The organism is Sphingobium sp. MP9-4 (genome assembly GCF_005281675.1).
Lineage (GTDB): Bacteria > Pseudomonadota > Alphaproteobacteria > Sphingomonadales > Sphingomonadaceae > Sphingobium > Sphingobium yanoikuyae.
Map to the genome: position 1 here is coordinate 55578 of NZ_LUFI01000022.1, position 18679 is coordinate 74256.

The 18679-nt window shown below is 61.5% G+C and carries 16 protein-coding genes; 8 read left to right on the forward strand and 8 right to left on the reverse strand.

What is annotated here, in order from left to right:
- Positions 1-9: 9 nt before the first annotated feature.
- The 7 genes from A0U87_RS05610 to A0U87_RS05640 form a co-directional block, all read right to left on the reverse strand.
- Positions 10-537 (reverse strand): sigma-70 family RNA polymerase sigma factor, encoded by a 528-nt coding sequence (locus tag A0U87_RS05610; RefSeq protein ID WP_010335880.1) that lies wholly within the window; start codon positions 535-537, stop codon positions 10-12.
- Positions 527-1282: a phosphatase PAP2 family protein gene (locus tag A0U87_RS05615; RefSeq protein ID WP_017183063.1), complete on the reverse strand. Its 756-nt coding sequence runs from the start codon at positions 1280-1282 to the stop codon at positions 527-529. The genes A0U87_RS05610 and A0U87_RS05615 overlap by 11 nt, the downstream gene beginning before the upstream one ends.
- A gap of 27 nt (positions 1283-1309) precedes the next feature.
- Positions 1310-2326, reverse strand: coding sequence for a YncE family protein (locus A0U87_RS05620; RefSeq protein ID WP_010335878.1), 1017 nt, complete (start codon positions 2324-2326; stop codon positions 1310-1312).
- Between the two features lie 56 nt (positions 2327-2382).
- Entirely contained in the window at positions 2383-5457 is a 3075-nt protein-coding gene (locus A0U87_RS05625; RefSeq protein ID WP_017183062.1) for an efflux RND transporter permease subunit, read from the reverse strand.
- Positions 5457-6419 (reverse strand): efflux RND transporter periplasmic adaptor subunit, encoded by a 963-nt coding sequence (locus tag A0U87_RS05630; RefSeq protein WP_010335875.1) that lies wholly within the window; start codon positions 6417-6419, stop codon positions 5457-5459. Before A0U87_RS05630 ends, A0U87_RS05625 begins: the two co-directional genes overlap by 1 nt.
- A gap of 59 nt (positions 6420-6478) precedes the next feature.
- Positions 6479-7798, reverse strand: a complete 1320-nt coding sequence (locus A0U87_RS05635) for a TolC family protein (RefSeq protein ID WP_010335874.1) — start codon at positions 7796-7798, stop codon at positions 6479-6481.
- Positions 7799-7878: 80 nt separating this feature from the next.
- Positions 7879-8196: a PepSY domain-containing protein gene (locus tag A0U87_RS05640; protein ID WP_010335873.1), complete on the reverse strand. Its 318-nt coding sequence runs from the start codon at positions 8194-8196 to the stop codon at positions 7879-7881.
- A gap of 160 nt (positions 8197-8356) precedes the next feature.
- Between A0U87_RS05640 and A0U87_RS05645 the strand changes: the two genes are divergently transcribed.
- From A0U87_RS05645 to A0U87_RS05670, 7 genes are all read left to right on the forward strand, one after another.
- Entirely contained in the window at positions 8357-9031 is a 675-nt protein-coding gene (locus A0U87_RS05645) for a response regulator transcription factor (protein WP_010335872.1), read from the forward strand.
- The gene (locus tag A0U87_RS05650; RefSeq protein ID WP_010335871.1) at positions 9021-10403 is read left to right on the forward strand and encodes an ATP-binding protein; all 1383 of its coding nucleotides are present in this window, start codon (positions 9021-9023) and stop codon (positions 10401-10403) included. The genes A0U87_RS05645 and A0U87_RS05650 overlap by 11 nt, the downstream gene beginning before the upstream one ends.
- A 1-nt stretch (position 10404) precedes the next feature.
- A complete protein-coding gene (locus A0U87_RS26115) occupies positions 10405-10563 on the forward strand; it encodes a hypothetical protein (RefSeq protein WP_017183059.1) in 159 nt (52 codons plus the stop codon).
- 143 nt (positions 10564-10706) lie between these two features.
- Positions 10707-11903, forward strand: coding sequence for a hypothetical protein (locus A0U87_RS05655; protein ID WP_010335870.1), 1197 nt, complete (start codon positions 10707-10709; stop codon positions 11901-11903).
- Positions 11903-12691, forward strand: coding sequence for a glycosyltransferase family A protein (locus tag A0U87_RS05660; RefSeq protein ID WP_010335869.1), 789 nt, complete (start codon positions 11903-11905; stop codon positions 12689-12691). Before A0U87_RS05655 ends, A0U87_RS05660 begins: the two co-directional genes overlap by 1 nt.
- Before the next feature lie 47 nt (positions 12692-12738).
- Complete coding sequence (locus A0U87_RS05665; protein WP_010335868.1) at positions 12739-13989, forward strand: lipopolysaccharide biosynthesis protein; 1251 nt, start codon at positions 12739-12741, stop codon at positions 13987-13989.
- Between the two features lie 5 nt (positions 13990-13994).
- A complete protein-coding gene (locus A0U87_RS05670; protein ID WP_017183057.1) occupies positions 13995-15077 on the forward strand; it encodes a glycosyltransferase family 4 protein in 1083 nt (360 codons plus the stop codon).
- Here the strand turns inward: A0U87_RS05670 and A0U87_RS05675 are convergent.
- Positions 15049-15894, reverse strand: coding sequence for a hypothetical protein (locus tag A0U87_RS05675; protein WP_010335866.1), 846 nt, complete (start codon positions 15892-15894; stop codon positions 15049-15051). The genes A0U87_RS05670 and A0U87_RS05675 overlap by 29 nt on opposite strands.
- A 623-nt stretch (positions 15895-16517) precedes the next feature.
- On the opposite strand from A0U87_RS05675, the gene A0U87_RS05680 reads away from it, so the two are divergent.
- On the forward strand, positions 16518-18479 hold the full coding sequence (locus A0U87_RS05680; protein WP_063141539.1) for an AAA family ATPase: 1962 nt from the start codon (positions 16518-16520) through the stop codon (positions 18477-18479).
- The last annotated feature ends 200 nt before the right edge of the window (positions 18480-18679 follow it).

Here is an 18679-nt window from a genome sequence, read left to right on the forward strand (position 1 = left end):
GGCATTACCTCAGTCCGTGAGCGCGCGGCGAAGATATTTCATGGCGACGGCCATATGTTTTTCGACGCCGCTCTTGCTGATGCCCAACTGCGCAGCCACCTCGCCATGTGTCAGCCCTCGAAGCTTGTGCAGTTCGAATGCCCTTCTTGCCCCTTCCGGCAGCGTCTCGAGCGCCGTTTTGATGCGCTGCACTTCCTCGCGCGCGATGATCTGGTCCTCGGCGGTTTGCGACCGATCGACCGGGTCGATGCCCGGTGCCGTGAAATCGGTTTCCTGATCGTTCCAGCGCCGCTCCCGAGCCATGCGCCGCTGCTGCTCGCGAAGTCGATCAAGAACGAGATTCTGGGCCATCTTGTAAAGATAGGCGCGACCATTGCCGATCGGCCCTGCCGCCACATTCCTGGCACGCACCCACAATTCCTGAAGCAGATCATCTGCTTCGGCAGCATCTCCGACGCGCGCGATCAGAAAGCGACGTAAATCAGCACGATGAACGCCATAAATGAGCTCAAGATCGCTATCGTCGCTAAGACTCATGATCGCGATTTGACAGATAAACGGACGAACCGGAAAGAGATTCTGGCCCAACGCCTGCTCTGGCGCCCGGCAGCCGATGTGCGATCAGCAACGCCATGGCCGCCCAACTCGCTCCTACGCACCATCCCGCTACCACATCGCTCGGCCAGTGAACGCCCAGGTAGATGCGAGAGCTGCCGATCGCCAGGGTGAGGCAGATTGCCACGGAGATGATGTAGATCCGTACTCGAGGAGCCTGCTCGGCTCTGGCCAGCAAGGCGCCGACCGTAAGATAGACGATAGCGGAGTTCATCGCGTGCCCGCTGGGAAAGCTGGCAGAGCTGACCTCCACCAGATGCTTGACGATATCCGGTCTCGGCCTTGCATATTCAATTTTGAAAAGCGCGCTCATCGCGGCGCCAGCCGCAATGGAGATCGGGAGAAAGAGGGCGGTTACCTGCTTTCGCGCAGCAAGAAGATAGCCCGATGCCAACAGGGTGATGAGCGTCAGCAGATTGATGCCACCCAGCGCGGAAATATCCACCATTGCCGATCGGAGCCAGGCGGGGCCGATCGGAATTGCGCTATCCGAACTGCGACGCAGGCACTGGAGAAGATATCGGTCTATCGCGAAGCTGTCGCCCTCCAATATTTCGGATCCAAGCTTCAGGAAGAGCAATATGCCCGCTGCTGCCGCAAGGAACATGACCAGTATATAGCTGTCGATACGATGCCTGGCGGATAATTTCTGCAGGACAGAGGGCATGAGGTTCCTCGCTGAGGTATTTGACGATCAACCCGCAATTTGGCGGCGCGATATCACAAGCACATGGAAACTGCCTGGCATGGGCTGCAGAGGTCCGCTGCCGCTCGGCGGCGATACCATGTTGGCGACCGGAAGATAGATCGTCCCCGTGGCCGGATCTATCGCGCCGGTGCGCGCGCCAATTTCGGTTTCCACGCGGCCAATCCTGCGGACCTCAGGGCCCTCGAGCGAAAAGATATCGAGTACCCCATCCTTGCCGCAAGGAATGAAGGCCAGTCTATGGGTCTCGTCGATCAGGACTGCGTCAGGTCCCCGCCCAATGTCTACAAGCTTGACCAAGCGGCGGCTTCGCGCATCCACTATCGCGGCCTTGCCATTGGCGCAGGCGGCGATCAGTCGGGTAGACTTCCCGTCGAGAGCAAGGCCGCTGGGGCCCTCGCATCCAGGAAGCGGGATCGACTGTCCCATCTTTCCCGTGATGGTGTCGAGCAGTTCGATCTCGCTGAAATCCTCGTTATTGACGAACATGGTGCCGGTCCGGTCGAGTACCGCATATTCCAGGCCCGGTTTCGCCTTGATTGTTCTTTCGATTTTCATGCTCTGGACATCGACGACCGATATCGTGCCGCTTGTCGCATTCATGACGAAAGCGCGCTTGCCATCGTGGGAGAGGATCGCCGCATCCGGCTTCAATCCGACGGTCAAGCGTGCCAGTTGCTTGCCATTGGCACGCTGAAGGAATCTTACGCTTGCATCGTCGCCGCTGGTCACCAGAAGTCGATCGTCCGAGACCGGCACTGCAGAATGACCGTGAGCGATGACGCCTAGCGAGCCGATCATCTTGTGGGTGCGGGTGTCGATTACCGTCACCTCGCGGGCACGGGCGACATAGAGCTGATGTGTCCGGCTATCGACGCGGGCATAGTCCCATCCCCCATCGGGTCCGGCAATTTTATCGGTGATCCGGTAAGGAGGGGGGCTCGCTGCAGCGAGCGCGCTGCCGCTTCCTGCCAGGGCGGCGAGAAGGAGGAGGGCATGTTTCATGGGCTGTTCCTTCAGATGGGCAGATTGCTGCTGGGGCGCTGGCCCTCTTGATATGGTCATGTGGCCGGTAGGGCTCCCGTCCCGGCTTGTGCCGTTTCGCCGCGCGGCAAAGTCAGTCGCACCAGCACTGGCATCGCCAGCAGCACGAGCGGGAACTGAAGCAGCAGGCCAGCGATGATCGCTATCGCCAGCGGCTGCTGGATGCCCGATCCCTGCCCGATAGCCAGCGCCAGCGGCAGGAGTGTCAACATTGCGGCCAGGGTCGTCATCAGGATCGGTCGCAGGCGATTCCGGCTGGCTTCCCGGGTGGCTTGTGCGGCGGGCATTACGCGGCAGAGTTCCTCGAACTCGGACACGTAGAAGATCGCCATTTCGGTGCCGATGCCGATGATCATCGTCATGCCCATGAGAGCGGTGATGTTGAGGTCCACGCCCGCGAGCCAGAGGGCCGTAAAGACGGCGGTGGTCGAAAGCAGGGAACAGCCGATGATGATGACCGGCAGCCAGAAGCGCCGATACAGGATCAGCAGGAGTATGAGTTCGGCGACCAGGGCCATGGCGAACACCTTGATCAGTCCTGCAAAGGCGATCTGCTGCTGTTGATAGAGGCCGCCCATTTCGTAGCGCACGCCGGTGCCAAGTGCCCCCGGCCTGTCGAGCGCCCTGGTTACGTCACCGACGGCTGCGCCGATACCGCGCCCCTGGATACGCCCCGTCACAGCCACCATCGGCTCGAGATTCTCGCGCGCAATCTGCGGTTGGCCGGTGACGGCCTCGATCGTGGCGACCCGCGAGAGCGGAAATATATGACCGTCGCCAGCCCGGATCGGCAGTTGAGACAGGCCATCCTGGCTGAGCGTCATTGTCTCGGCCAAGCGGACACGCACATCGACCGCCTTGCTGGGCTGCGCCAGTGTCGTGGCGATCGCCCCGGTAAGAGCGGTGGAAAGCTGCGCCTCGACATCTGCGGGGGCGACTCCTTCGATTCCGGCGCGAACAGGATCGACATGGACGTTGAGCGCGTCGCCGGCGAGTTGCACGCCGTCCTTCACCTCGATGACGCCTGGAATTTGCCCGATCAAGGCTGCAACTTTGCGTGCCTCGCTCTGTAGAATGCCAGGATCAGCGGCATAAAGCTTTACCTCGATCGGTTGAGGAACAGCCGTCAGATCGCCGATGAGATCCTCCATCAACTGCGCGACTTCCACTTCAACACCGGGAACCTTGATGGCGATCTCGCTTGCGATCGAGGCGGCAAGCACTTCGGTCGGCGTGCTGTGATCCGGCTTCAGTCGCACAAAATAGTCGCCATGATAGCTTTGTCCGAGGTCGCCCCCGAGCCCGGTGCCGAGGCGACGCGAGAAGGTCAGCACCTGGGGATTGGCACGCAGCATCGCATCGATCTGCCCGACCTGTCGGCCGGTCTCCTCGAGCGATGTGCCGGGCGCCGTGAAATAATCCATGATGAAGCCGCCTTCATCGACCTTCGGCATGAACCCGGTGGGCACATTGGAATAGCCGACAAAGCCGATCAGCAGCAGCGGGCCTGCGATCATGGCAAGGAGCCATGGACGAGCCGAAAGGCGATCGAGCGTACGCTCATGTAGACGCCCAATACGTCCGTCACCGGCCAGTCCAGGATCATGCCACTGGTTGAAATCGATCAGCCAGCGCGCGAGTATCGGAACGACGAAGGCCGTCATCGCCCAGGAAAGAGCCAGTGCTCCGGCCATGGTGATGGAAAGAGCCTTGGAAAAGGCACCGGTCACGCCGGTCAGGAAGGACAGCGGCAGAAACACGATCAAGGTGGCAAGGCTGGAGCCGGTGAGTGGTACCATGAACTCTCGCGCTGCGGGCAGGACGGCGGCGTCGCCGAGTGGCTTCCCATCGCTGCCAAGGGCGCCCGCCCGCCGCGCAATATGTTCGACCATCACGATTACATCGTCGATGAGCAGGCCGACGGCCGCTGCAATGCCGCCAAGGGTCATGATGTTGAAGCTCATGCCGAGCAGCGAAAGCAGCAATATTGTCGCTGCCAATGTGGCGGGGACGACGATCACCGCGATCAGCGTCACGCGCCAACTGCGCAGGAACCACAACAGGACGAGGCCGGCCAGGACAAGGCCGATCAATACGGCATCACGCACGCTTGCTGCAGATTGGGTGACCAGTTCGCTTTGATCATACCAGTTCACCAGCTTGACGCCGGCTGGCAGTTTTACGCCAGCCAGCTTTGCCTGCACTTCACGGGCTATCTGGACCGCGTTGCCATCGGGCTGCTCATAGATATTGAACAGCACCGCAGGCTTGCCGTCGTCGACGATGCGCTGCCAAACCGGAACCGCGCCGTCCTGGACGGTCGCGACATCGCGGACGTGAACGATCCCGGCAGTTGCAGCCTTGATGACGATGTTGCCGACGTCGCCCGCACTGATGATGCTGCGGTCGGCGATGACCAACGACAGACGGCCGCGATCCTGCACCTGGCCGACCGCGCTCAACACATTGCCATTGCGGATTGCGCTGGCCAGGTCGGTCATCGACAGGCCGTGATCGGCTAATCGATATGGGTCGGCGAGCACCTGTACCTCGGCGGTATCACCGCCTTGGACACCGACACGCGCCAGGCCATTGATCGATGAAAGCAGGGGCGTGATCTGATAGGTGGCCAAATCCTGCAAGGCCACCGGGTCGCCATGCTCGGATACCAGCGCATAGGAGATGATCGGAAAGACCGTAGGATCCATGCGACGGACGTCATATTGGGTGCCGGCGGGCAGCGACGGCAATATCCGCCCCAAAGCCGTGTCGACCAGCAAAGTGCTGGCGACCATGTCGCGCCCCCAGCCAAAATCGACCGAGATCTGCGCCGATCCGCGGCTCGTTTCCGAGCGGACATTCTGGACGCCGGGTATGGCGCGGATCGCTTCTTCTGCCGGGCGGGTAATTGTGAGCGCCGTCTGGTCGGCCGGACGGCTTCCGGCGTTGAGATCGACCACCACCCGAGGGAAGGACACCTGGGGAAACAGTCCCGTGGGCAGCGATAGCGATGCAACGACACCTGCCAGCGCAAGCGCCATGGCGATGAGAACCAATGTACGCGCTTGCGTACGGAGCAGATATTCCAGCATCAGTTGCTCCACCGCACGGCGTCGCCGTCACTGACCTGATAGGCGCCCGAGACGATCAGCGGCTTGCCTGGATCAAGTGCGCCCTCGACGACATCGCCCCGGTCGGAGGCAAGCAGGATGCGGATCGGGATCGCCCGGGCCTGGCGATTGGCCACCTGAAACAGGCGGGCCGGGCCGCCAGCCGTCACCACCGACTGATGTGGCACGATCCAGCCGGAAACCTGGCCGGTCTCGATGGCTACCTGCATGGCTTCGCCGGGGAGCAGCGCGCCAGCCGGGAAGCTGACATCAACATCGATCAGTCGGGTGAGTGGGTTAAGAGCGCTGTCTGCCCGAACGACTTGTCCTGCCAGGCTTTGCCCGCCCGAAAGCCGCTTGAGCGATGCAGGCATGCCTACCGCTACGCGGCCATGGACGGCGGGATCGACCCCAACGGTGACGACAATCCCACCGGCCCTGGCAACCGTGACGATCGGGGCGCCAGCCTGCAGGCGATCGCCCTGTGCGACAGATATGCTGGTCACGATCCCGTCAAAGGGCGCGACAAGCGTGCGGGCTGCCTGCCCCGCCCCTTCCGCCTGAAGGGCTGCGAGTGCATGTTGCGCGTCGGAAACCGCCTTGTTCGCCTGGGTGAGCTGATCCTGGGTCGCGAGTTGTTGCGAGAGGAGTTGCGCTGTCGTCGCAGCCTGTTTGCGCGCGGCAGCCAGCCCGCTCGAGGCCTGCTCATAAGCGCTGCGGGCCGAGGGCGCGACCATGAAAGTCGCCAGGGATTGGCCCGCTTTCACGGCCGTGCCGGGCGCTACCAGCAGCGCGGTAACCTGTCCGGGTTGCGCAACGCTCAGGCTCTGTGTTCCATTGATGGCAGGTGCCACGGTGCCATAGCAGTCGAGCGTTGCCGGCAGTGCGCCACGCCGCGCTGTCACTGTGCTGACCAATGTCGTCGGCGCATCGCTCGGCGCCACTGGCGTATTTCCGCATCCTGCAAGAAGCAGGACGATGGGCGCAAGGAAAGCTGCGCCCTTCATCGTGCCGCATCCGGCGCAGTCAGCGCATCTGCCTTGGGCAGGCCCGATCCGATGAGGGTCTGTATGGCGATCTGGCGATCGAGGAGCGCAAGTTCGAGTGTCATGATTTCCTGCTCCTTGGTGAAGCGATTGGAAACGAGGTCGACATAGCCGCGCTCGTCGAGATTGGACGCGCCAAAGGCGGCCTGTGCCCGCTCGGCAGCAAGGCGTGCGGCGGGAAGATCATGCCGGGCCGTCATGAGCTGGGCTGAAAGCTGCTCTGCCTCGCTCAACATGGCTTCGACTGTGCCCATCGTGGCCGCGAGCCGCGCGGAATAATCGGCATGAAGCTGTTCGCGGGTAGCCCGGGCGATGGCGATATTGCCCTGGTTGCGATCAAATATCGGCAGGCCGATCTGAATATTCGGGCCACCATTGATGACCTTGGCATTGTCGCTTGCGACGCTTCCGCCAAGGTTCATGTCGGGAAATTGGGAAAGGATCGCCTGGCGCACTTGCTCGTCTGACGAGGCATAGCCCATGCGCAGGGCTATGAGATCGGGGCGGCGAGCCGGCAAGTTGGGAAGATCGGCCCTGATCGCTGCCATGTCGAATGGTGGGAGATCGACCTGCTCGGCCAATGGAAGCTGCGCGTCGGGCGTGAGGCCCAGCAATGCATTGAGCTGATGCTTGAGACCAAGTTGACGCTGATCCAGGGCATCGAGCGCGGCGCGGGCAGACTGCAAAGCCAGTCGATCGGGCGCGACCGTCACCAGCGTCACGCTATGCGCTGCCAATGCCTTCTCAAGCTTGGTGTTGCGCTCGACCAGAAGCGTGTAGGCTCCAGCATAGCTCGGGCGGGCGCGGTTCCCCATGATGAGGTCGCAGGCGAGTTGGCGCGCCTGGCCTGCAACCTGCCATTCCTGCCAGATGATGTCGGCTGCGACCTGTTGTTCACTGTCGGCGGCGGCACGGCGCCTGGAACGGTAGGTGACCAGGCTCTTGATATCCTGCGCAATGCCCAGATTCCACGCCGGTACGCTGCCGGCGCCGGATAGCAGCGGCAGCAGTGCGCCGCTCAGCGACGGATTGGGCAGAAGGCCGGCTTGCAATGTCTGTCCGGTGGCGATGCCGCGCTTGAACCGGATCGCCCTGAGATCGGGATTGTTCGCAAGGGCAAGGGTAACCACCTGCTCCACGCCAAGCGGTTCGCTGGGGATGGACGGATCCAGCGAGCGAAGATCAGGCGCGAGCGGCGCCTGGGTTGCGAGCGGCAGAGGCGTATAATGCGCGCAGCCAGCAAGCGACAGTGCCAGCAGGCTAAGGCTTGCAGACATGGGAAGGCGACGTGGCATGAGAAGGCTGACCCCTGTTTATGGAGCGACCGGGCCGGTTGGCCTGGCCCGGTACCAGGCGCTCAATCCGGGTTATGGCCTTCAGGCACATTTTCGAGCGGTTTGCCCGTCACGGCGTCGATGCCCACTTCATAGGCCCGTCCCTTGCTCATGATGTCGAAGGAATAGCGCAGTCCGCTGCCGCCCTTTTCCTTTTCCAGTTCCTGATCGGTTATCGTGCCGGGGCGCAGCTTGAGCGCCGCCATCCGCGCAGCAGCGAGCGAGAGCTTGGATTGAGCAGCATATTGGCTGCCCTTGAGTTTTGCAGCGGGCGCGGCGGGCAGCATCGTGGCAATGCTGCCAATCAGGGCAGCCGCCAGGGCGGTTGGCATCCTTTTCATGGCGATATCCTCCTGCGCGAATCTGCGCATTACCCGCTCTAGCGGTCGCCAGTTTCGCGCAGCGTGACGCGAACATTGATAATCCCCAACTTGCGGGGACGAAGGAAGATGAAGCAAAATCCTTCTGTTGAAGACCAGGATCGTGCGATGAGGACGGGCGATGAAGCTGCTGCTGCTCGAGGATGATGAAACGACGCGCGTCCATCTCGAGCGCGTCCTGACTGCTGCCGGTCATGTGCTGGATGTGTGCGACAATGGCCGCGATGCGATCTTCCTGGGATCAAGCGGGGACCATGCCGTCCTCATTCTCGACCGAATGGTACCGGGCCTTGACGGATTGGCGGTCTTGAAAGCGCTGCGCGCAGCTGGCGTGAGAGCGCCAGCCCTGTTCCTCACCGCCATGAATGGCGTCGAAGACCGCGTCGAGGGGCTTGAAGCGGGCGCAGATGACTATCTCGCCAAACCTTTCGCCGCGACCGAACTGCTTGCCCGCGTCAATGCGCTGGCGCGTCGTCCGCCCATCGCCGAAACAGTTTCCGTTCTTGAGGTCTCCGATCTCAGCCTGGACAGGATCAAGCGAACGGTGCTCCGAGGCGGTAATCGGATCGAATTGCAGGCGCAGGAATTCAAGCTGCTCGAATATCTGATGCTGCATGCCGGGGAGATCGTCACAAGGACGATGCTCCTCGAAAATGTCTGGTCATTCCATTTTGATCCGAGAACCAACATCATCGAAAGCCATGTCAGTCGGCTGCGCGCCAAGGTCGATCGCGGATTTGGCAGGGAACTGATCCAGACCGTGCGCGGGGCGGGATATCGTATCGATGACGTTTGAAGCCGTGCTGCGTGCGCCCTTGCGTAGCGCGGCGTTTCGATTTGCCGTGCTGCTGGCCCTGATCTTTGCGATCGGGGCTGGGGCACTTCTGTTCACTGTTCGGAGCCAGATTGGACATTATGCAGCCGAGGCGACGAGCGGCCGATTGAAGGCGGAAGTTGCCATCCTTGGCGGCGAATATGCGCAGCTAGGACAATCGGGCCTGACCGATGCCATCGCGCGCCACCAGAGCGTGGGCGATGACGCGCAATTTCACTATCTGCTGGTCGATGCGCAGCGGCGGCGTCTTGCCGGCGACCTGCCGGTCAGCGCGGCCCGGGTTGGCACATATGCGCTCGAAATGGTTGAGCATGACAGCGGCCCGGTCAGCGGTCGGTTGGAGACGCTGACGGCGCTGGGGACGAGCCTACCGGACGGCCTGACGCTGGTCGTCGCCACCGACAATTTCGATGTGCTGGATCTGCGCAGTCGCCTCCTTGCCTTCACCCTGCTCAGCGGGGTGGGCATTACGCTGTTCGTTCTGGTGGGCGGTTTCCTGGCGGCCGTCCTATTCCTGCGGCGCCTGGAACGCGTAAATCTGGCGGTAAGCCGGATTGTCGAAGGCGAGCGGGAGGAGCGATTGCCGATGATCGGCTTTGGCCCGGAATTTGACGGGCTCGCCCACAATCTCAACATCATGCTCGATCGCAACGAGGCGGCTATGGAGGCCCTCCGCCAGGTTTCCACCGACATAGCCCACGACCTGCGTACCCCCCTCACAAGGCTGCACCAGCAACTGGAGCAGATGCGGGATGCCGATCCGATCGAGCCGGCGGCAGTGGAGGCAGCGCTGGCACAGACATCGGGCCTGCTTGCCACATTCAACGCCCTTCTGCGCATTGGCACCGTGGAGGGAGGAATTGGGCGCAGGCGGTTCAAGGCCGTGGATTTGAGCGAACTCATGGATCGGATCCAGCAACTCTATGAGCCTGTTGCGGAAGATGGCGACCACCATCTCCTTGCCGACCATGCCGGAAATATTCTGATCCATGGCGATGGCGAGTTGCTTACCCAATTGGTGATCAACCTCATCGAAAACGCCCTCGTTCATACGCCTGCCGGCACACGGATCACCTCACGACTCCGCTATCAGGATACTTCGCCTGTCATCGAGATCTGCGATGATGGCCCAGGCATACCAGCAGACGAGCGGGAAAAGGTGTTCGGTCGCTTCTATCGCCTGGATGCCAGTCGCAACACCGAGGGCTCCGGATTGGGGCTGGCGCTCGTGGCCGCGATAGCGAACTTGCATCAAGCACATTGCACAATCTGTGAGGATAGTGCCGGCATGTGTGTGCAAGTCACCTTTCCGACGCTTCAGCCCCAAGGATGATATGGCATCGCCCGTCGATGCGATCAGGTCGGGTCTGCGCAACGGCTTGCCGGATATTCTGCAGGACGGAACGAACGGCGCAAATGGCGGAAAGCAGCAACGCCGGAATGGCATTGAAGGTAATTGCCCGCAGCAACTGACCTTCAAGCCACAGGTCTGAAAGCGCCCTGCTATCAACGGGCCAATCGTACAGAATATGGAGAGAACGAAGCTCCAGATCGCAAAACTCATCGGATGGCGCCTTCCGCAAATATTTTTCGTTCGTGAGCTGAGGTGGCTCCAGTGCCACGGCGTCAGCGCCCCATGCGCATCGGCTTCCTGTTCAACCATGATCAGATCCACCAACTGGCCCACAGCCTGCCCATAGCGATTTCACTCGCTGCGGGCGGTTTTGCCGGCGAGATCATCATCGCAACAACAAATGATCGCCTGGCCCATGAGGTGCGGCGGTTGGCGGGACCGTTACTGGGATCAAGGATCCAGCATGTCGAACTCGGCCTGACGACGCGGTCGGAGCGGCTTGTCGGGATGCTGGGCAGCATGATCCCGGCCAGGAAATTGCTGCTCTATCGGGACAATCTCGAATTTTTCCGTAGCCTGGACATGCTTGTCGTGGCGGAGAAGACATCTCTGCTCCTCAAGAAGCGCTATGGCCTCGACAAGCTCTTCATGATTCATACGCGTCATGGCGCGGGCGATCGTGCGATCGGCTTTGACAAGGCCAGTGCCGGGTTCGACCATGTTCTGTGTTCGGGCGAGAAGATCCGTCGCCGGCTGATCGCTGAAGCCGGGATTGATCCCTCTACCATCAGCATCGTGGGCTATCCCAAATTCGATCTTGTTCGGCAGGCGGGCAGAACCCAGCATTTTTCCCGCGAGCGGCCGATCATTTTATATAATCCGCACTGCTCGCCGCATCTTTCTTCCTGGTACAAGCATGGCAGACAGGTGCTCGATCATTTCGTCGAGCGGGATGCGCAAGAGCTTATTTTTGCACCCCATGTAATGCTCTTCGAAAGGCCGTTCGTAGTCACGATAGACAAGTTGAGCGTCAATCGCCCGGGGACCATCGCGAAGCGCTTTCTGCATGGCGACAATATCCATATTGACCTCGGCAGCCGGGCATCGACCGATATGAGCTATACGCTGATCGCCGATGTCTATCTGGGCGACGCGAGTAGCCAGGTCTATGAATTTCTGCTGCGTCCGCGACCCTGTGTGTTTCTCAACAGCCATGGCATCGACTGGCGGGGGGATCCGAACTTTGCGCACTGGCGAGCCGGCGAAGTCATCTCGGATCCCAAGGATCTTGGCCCGGCTCTCGCCCGCGCAAATGGTCTGCATCGCGATCACTACCAAGCCATTCAGGAGAATCTGTTCGCCGACAGCTTCGATCTGGACGGCCGACCGTCGTCAGACCGGGCAGCGGCGGTCATCACGCAGCTTGCAGACAAGCGCCGAGGCAACGTCGTTGGCTTCAGCAATTTTCGTGCTGCCTGATGTCCTCGCTGACCATCATTCTGCCTTTCTTCAATGAGGAAGGCTGGATCGACAAGACGGTTCAGACCCTTGCGATTCAAAGTGATATTCGTTTCCGACTGCTTCTTATCGACAATGGCTCGACTGACAACGGCACCGAACAAGCGCGCGAGGCAGCCCGATCTCTCGGATCCAGGGCAGAGATATTGTCGTGCCCGACCCCCGGGAAAATTCACGCCATGGCGCTTGGCCTGTCGAGGGTTGAGACCGCCTTTGTGGCGATCTGTGATGCGGACACGGAATATCCGATCGACTATGTAAAGCGCATCCTCGACCTGTTTACGGGCGATCCGGAAGCGGCCTCGGTGATGGCCATCGACCTTTATGCGCCGCTGGAGAGCGCTGAGTCACGAAAACGGACCGATTTCATCCTGCGCAAGAGCCGACGTTTCTCGGCGAAATGTCATGCCGGTGGCTATGCCCAGGCCTATCGCACGGATGCCTTGCGGGCAGCAGGCGGCTTCGACGCCAAACGATGGCCCTATGTCCTTGAGGATCATGAAATCGTGCATCGCGTGATGACGCATGGCCGCGCCATCTACGACCGGGATCATGTCTGTTTTCCCTCAGCGCGGCGATCATGCCGCAAGGCCGTAAGCTGGACACGGGCCGAACGGCTGATCTACCGCTACACGCCGCGATTTGCCCTGGACTGGTATTTCTACACTTTCCTCGGCCGGCGTCTTGCGGCACGCAACGGCACGGGCGATGCCCTGCGCATGAAAGACTGGCCTGCCCAACGCCCATGATCGAACGAGCAACCGTTACAGGGCGTATTTTCAGGGGATTGGGACTTGTGCTCGGCGGCAAGGCCGGCGCCGGGCTCATCAGTCTCGTCTATCTTGTCATCGCCGCGCGCGCCCTGGGGCCGCATGACTATGGCATATTGGTTCTCGTCCATGCCTATGTGACGGCGATATGCGGCATCGTCGAATTTCCGGCCTGGCAGGCGATCGTGCGCTATGGCGCGGAGGCGCGACAGGAAGGGGCATCGCACCGCCTCGCACGTCTGCTTCGTTTCGGTGCCAAGGTCGAACTGGCGGGCGGCGTCGCGGCGATCATCGCCGCCATGCTGCTGGCGCCCTGGGTCGGACCACATCTGGGCTGGCCGCCCGAAACCATGGCTTTCGCCATTCCTTACAGCTTCGCCGTGCTGGGATCGGTGCGCTCTACGCCGGCGGGCTATCTGCAACTGATCGACCGCTTCGACCTTATCGGCCTGCACAATATGGTCCAGCCGCTCGTGCGCCTGTGCGGAGCCTCGCTGGCGCTGCTGTTCGGCTGGGGGCTCAAGGGCTTCCTCGCTGCCTGGCTGCTGGCCGCCATCGCCGAGTTCGCGGTACTCTGGGGCATGGGGCTTATCTGTGCCTACACAAGACTGGGCGCGGTCCTGATCCGTCCACAGGCGGGTAATGTGGCAAGCGAAAATGCCGGCATCTGGCGGTTCCTGGTGGCCAGCAATGCCGATGTCACGCTAGCGGAACTGGCTGGGCGGCTCGCACCGCTGATCGTCGGCTGGGTCATGGGGCCTGCCGTCGCCGGGCTTTTCGCGGTCGCCCAGCGCGCGACCGTGATCATCTCGCAGCCGGCACAGATATTGGGGAACACCGCCTATGCCGAACTGGCAGGGATGGTTGCCTCCGGCCAAGGCGGCGCACCGCTCCGCCGCACGCTTGTGCGCGTCATTCTGATCGCGATCGCCGCGGCCTTGCCCGTGGTCATCCTGGCGGCGCTTTTCCCGACCATGATGGTTACCCTGCTGGCGGGCAGCGCGTTCCAGGCGGCCGGCGCGGTCATGGTGGTTCTGATCATTGCGCGGGTAATCGCGCTGGTCGGACCGCCCTGCAGTTCTGCGCTTTCCGCTATGGGATATCCGGCCCTGTCGATGAGCGCGAACCTCTTTGCGAGCCTCATTTTCCTGCCGGCGCTGCCCTGGTTGCTCGGGTCGTTCGGGCTGATGGGCGCAGGGATACAGGCCGTTGGTCAGGCCCTGATTGCCAGTCTCCTGCTGGGCGGCCTGGCCTGGCACCGGAGCCTGTCGCAGTGAACGGCATGCGCATTGCCTATGTCATCAATTCGGTCGAAGGCGGCGGCGCTGCGCAGCCCGTGCCCGCCATAGCCGACGTGCTGCGCGCCGGCGGCGCGCAGGTGCGGTTGTTCGCGCTTCGGCCAAGCGACAGGCGCGGCTTGCCCGCGATTATCGAGGCGGGGCTGCTTCCGCGCGTTCGGGAAGGCGGGACAGGCGATCATCTGGCGGCCGCCTTGTGGCTACGGCGGGAACTGATGGACTGGGGCGCGACCCATATCTGGACGTCGCTCAGCCGTGCCACGATCCTTGGTCTCATTATCGGGCCTTCCCTCGGACTTCCGGTCGTCTGCTGGCAGCATGCTGCCTTCCTCAAGCCCTGGAATGAAAGGCTGATGCGCCTCCTGGCGCCCAGGGCGGCTTTGTGGGTGGGGGATTCGCAGTCCGTCACCGATCTGACGCAGCATCGACTCCAGGTTCCGGACGAGCGGCTACGCTGCTGGCCCATCTACGCCGTCGATCCAGCCATGCCGCAGGCATCCCCATGGCAGGCCGGCGAGCCGATCCGCATCGGTTCTTTGGGACGGCTTCATCGGGTCAAGGGCTATGACATCTTGATCGCGGCCCTGGCGCAAATCAAGGCTCGGGGCCTTGCCACGCCTCCATTCTCGCTGGCGATCGCGGGTGAGGGGAGCGAGCGCGGTCGCCTGGAGATGCTGGCTCGCAACGCAGGGGTCGATGTCGAATTCGCCGGATTTACCGATGCCCCCAAGAGCTTCCTCGCCGGACTGCATCTCTATGTTCAGCCGTCACGATCCGAAGGCTTTTGCATCGCCGCGCATGAGGCGATGGCGGCCGGGCTGCCGGTGATCGCTTCAGCGGTCGGGGAAATGCCCTATTCGATCATGCCGGGCGTCAGCGGCCTGACCTGCGCACCGGCAGATACTGATGCTCTCGCCCATGCGCTGGAGACCCTGCTTGCTACGCCTTCAAGGCTTGAAGAAATGGGGCAGGCCGCACGAAACCTGGTGAACCAGCGCTACTCAAGAGAGCGTTTCGAAAGAACAGGTACAGCCATTCTCACCCATATCCGCCAAGCGCACGCCTGATTTCCAGCGCCAGCCCGCGTGCGGATCGGTCGATCCGCTTCACATCGACCAGGCTGATCTCCCCGCATGCGGTCAGGCTGTGCATGCCGTCCCGATAGGCGCCGGCGGACAATGGGACCGGCATGGCGTCGCCGGCTTTCGCGCTGAAATTCGCCTCATCCAGCCTGTCGATCCAGAGAGGACGGATGGCTCCGCCATAGGTGCTGCTGCAGTCTTGGACCGGCAGAACGACATGTCCGGACAGGATCTGGGGCGAGCCACCAGGGCGCGATGATGTCACATCGACGCGCACGGGATTGCGCGGATGCACGATCCAGGGGCCCGCCAGGCGCTCGGCCCAGGCGATATGAAGCTGCGATATCTTTGTCTGCTTTGAGGTGGCCGGCGAATAAAAGAGCCACCAGCGGTCTTGATGATGGAGGATCGTTGCATCGACCGGAACGCAGTCCAGTGCGATGCGCAGTTCCGGCCGCCAGTCAGCCAGGCCGCCATGGTCGCGATAAAGCGTCAGCGCGCCCGATCGATGCGCCTCGGGCAGCATCCAGGTCGCACCTTCGCCGGCGAAAATCTGGGGGTAGGACAGGTGCCAGGGCTCACTCAGGCAAAGGCGCCGTTCGACAACCGACAGATGCTCATCGAGCGACAGGCGCATGATCGTGCCATGACGATGGCGATAATCATAATGCTCGGCAAAGATGTGAAGCGTTCCGTCCGCACCTCTCCATCCGAATGGATCGGCAAGAAACTGGAATGCCGGCTCCTCCGGGAGCCATGTCAACGCGCTATCGATCCGGCCCGATGCGATGATTGCAGCCATCGGCTGATGGACGATCCCGCATCTCCATATGTCTTTGCGCCGGGGCATGACTTGCTATGCACATCGGTCCAATATTCCGCTACCCCCTTTCTCTGGGATGATGGCCATGCTCGACGGCAATCGCACGCTTCGTGCCTCGATGATTTCCCACCCGGAACCGGACTGGCAGCTAGTGCATCTCGGCCGACGAGAAGCTGCCATTCCGCAATCGGCCATCCCTCGCATTCCGGGAAACGATCATCAGTGCTTCAGGAACGGCAGGTGTTGGACGGGAACCTGCCGTTCCCGGCGCAGCTCGCGAACGTCGGTTTTGTCCCACGAGGCGGCGTTCCGCTTCCGCCAGCACGCGACCATAATACGCCGTTCCGATCCAGCTCTCGGTATGTCGGCACATGCCAAAAACTGCCGATCAGCTTCCACAAAACGGCGGAGCGGCAATGCGACCTAGTTGCCGCGGCTCGATTGGCCCAACGAAAATCCCGAAAGCCGCTGCCGGTTCAACCTGAAGTTCACGGACGACCTTAGGTTACCTAGACGCCCCCGGCCCGATACCGTCGCACTCTAAAGTTGATTTGGAGCGGCGATCTGCCATCTCAAGGAGAAAGTGAGTTGGGAGGATAATAATGAAGCTCGAGAAGGTTCACGTCACCAACTTCAGGTCGGTCGACGACAGCGAGGAGTTTAGCGTCGAGCCGGTAACCTGCCTCGTCGGAAAGAACGAGGCGGGCAAGAGCGCGATCCTTCTGGCGCTCGCGGCGCTGAACCCACATCTCTCGACACCCGCGACCTTCGACAAGGAGCGCGACTATCCGCGCCGGCTGCTGACCCAATACGAGGACCGTCATTCTGGGAAGGCCGCTGTCGCAATCACTACGACTTGGCGCCTCACCTCTCCCGAAGCCGCTCGCATCGCTGCCACTGTCGGTGAGGGTGTCGTGACGACCGACCTGATCACAATCTCACGCGCCTACGGCAAAGAAGTCGACGTCTCGGTCGATCTCGATTTTGGCAAGGCGCTCGAGCATCTTTATACCAAGTTCCAACTCGACGATTCGGAACGGTCGGTCCTTTCCTCAGCCGACACCACCTCGAAGTTGATCACCACGCTGGCTGAGATATCATCTCCGACGGAACGCCACGCCGCCTTGAAGTCTCACTTAGACGGGGTGGGCGCAGTGACCGGGCAGGTCAGCAAGCTCATCCGGGACATGTTGCCGAAGTTCATGTATTTCGCCGCGTACGATAGGATGGATGGCGCGATACAGCTCGAACAGACGCGTCAGTTGATCGCTAATGGGCAGATCAACGAGGATGCGCATCGCGGTGCGCGGCTGTTCGCCGAGTTCCTAGAATACGCACGCGTCTCAATCGACGACATCACCAATGTTGCCACCTACGAGACATTCAATGCCCGCCTGCAGGCGGCCTCCAACAGCATCACCGATCAGGTGCTGGAATACTGGACGCAGAATCCGGATCTCAGTGTTGTCGTCCGCGTCGAACAATCTCGGCCGGGCGATACCGCACCGCTCAATAGTGGCATGATCGCATGGGCCCGCATCCACAACGGGCTGCACCGCGTTGATACGCCGTTCTCCGAGCGAAGCGCTGGTTTTGTCTGGTTCTTCTCCTTCCTCGTGAAGTTCGCGCAGGTACAGGACGAGGAGACGCCAGTCGTTCTGCTCCTCGACGAACCCGGCCTTACCCTGCACGGCAAAGCGCAGGCGGACCTACTGCGCTTTTTCAAGGAGAAGCTCGCCCCACATCACCAAATCGTCTACTCGACCCATTCACCGTTCATGGTGCCGGCCGACGAGCTCGCTTCCGTCCGTATCGTCGAGGATAAGGTAGAGATGAAGGGGCAGCGTCGCATGCCGCTCGGCACAAAGGTGCGCGAGGACGTGCTCACCCGCGATCCCGACACTCTGTTTCCGTTGCAAGGTGCGCTCGGCTATGAGATCAGCCAGTCGCTGTTTATCGGCGAGCACACGCTTCTCGTCGAAGGGCCCGGCGACATTCTCTACATCCAGGCGTTGTCGGACGCGCTCAAACGTCGCGGACGACCGGGCCTGGATCAGCGCTGGACGCTCTGTCCGGCGGGCGGGATCGATAAGATTCGCCCATTCGTCGCGATGTTCGCTGGCAACGCTCTTCATATCGCAGTGCTCTCGGACCAAGCGCAGGGAGACAAGCGCAAGGTCGAGGAAATGAAGCGCTCCGAAGTCCTGAAGGCCGGACATTTTTACACGATGGCCGACTTCCTCCAACGGGCCGAGGCCGATATTGAGGACATCTTCGAACCGGATCTCTTTGTGTCCATCCTCAACTCGACCTATGGCCTGGCGGACACGACGTTGCTCGATTCAAAGCGGCTCGCGGCCGCGAACACGGGCACCGCACGGCTGGTCAAACAGGCCGAGGCTGCCTTCGCAATCATGCCGACTACGGTTGCCGAGTTCGACCATTTCACGCCGGCGGGATGGCTTATCCGAAACCCCAAGATGCTCGACGCCAAGTCTGCGCCGGTGACCGGCACGATTGATCGAGCCCAGGCCATTTTCGACACTTACAACGCGCTACTCTGAGCCGGACCGCTGTTCCGTGCTTCGATCCGAAGAGGCGCAGAGCATCCGCCGCGCGACGGCGGTCTATCACCAAGGTCAGCTTCGGTACGATTGGCAGTTGCGGAGCAAGATCCATGCTATGTTGGACGCCAAAACGAGACAAATCGAAAGCCGCGACATGAAGTACGGCGAAATTTTTTGGTTTCTTTGCGGGTCGGAGA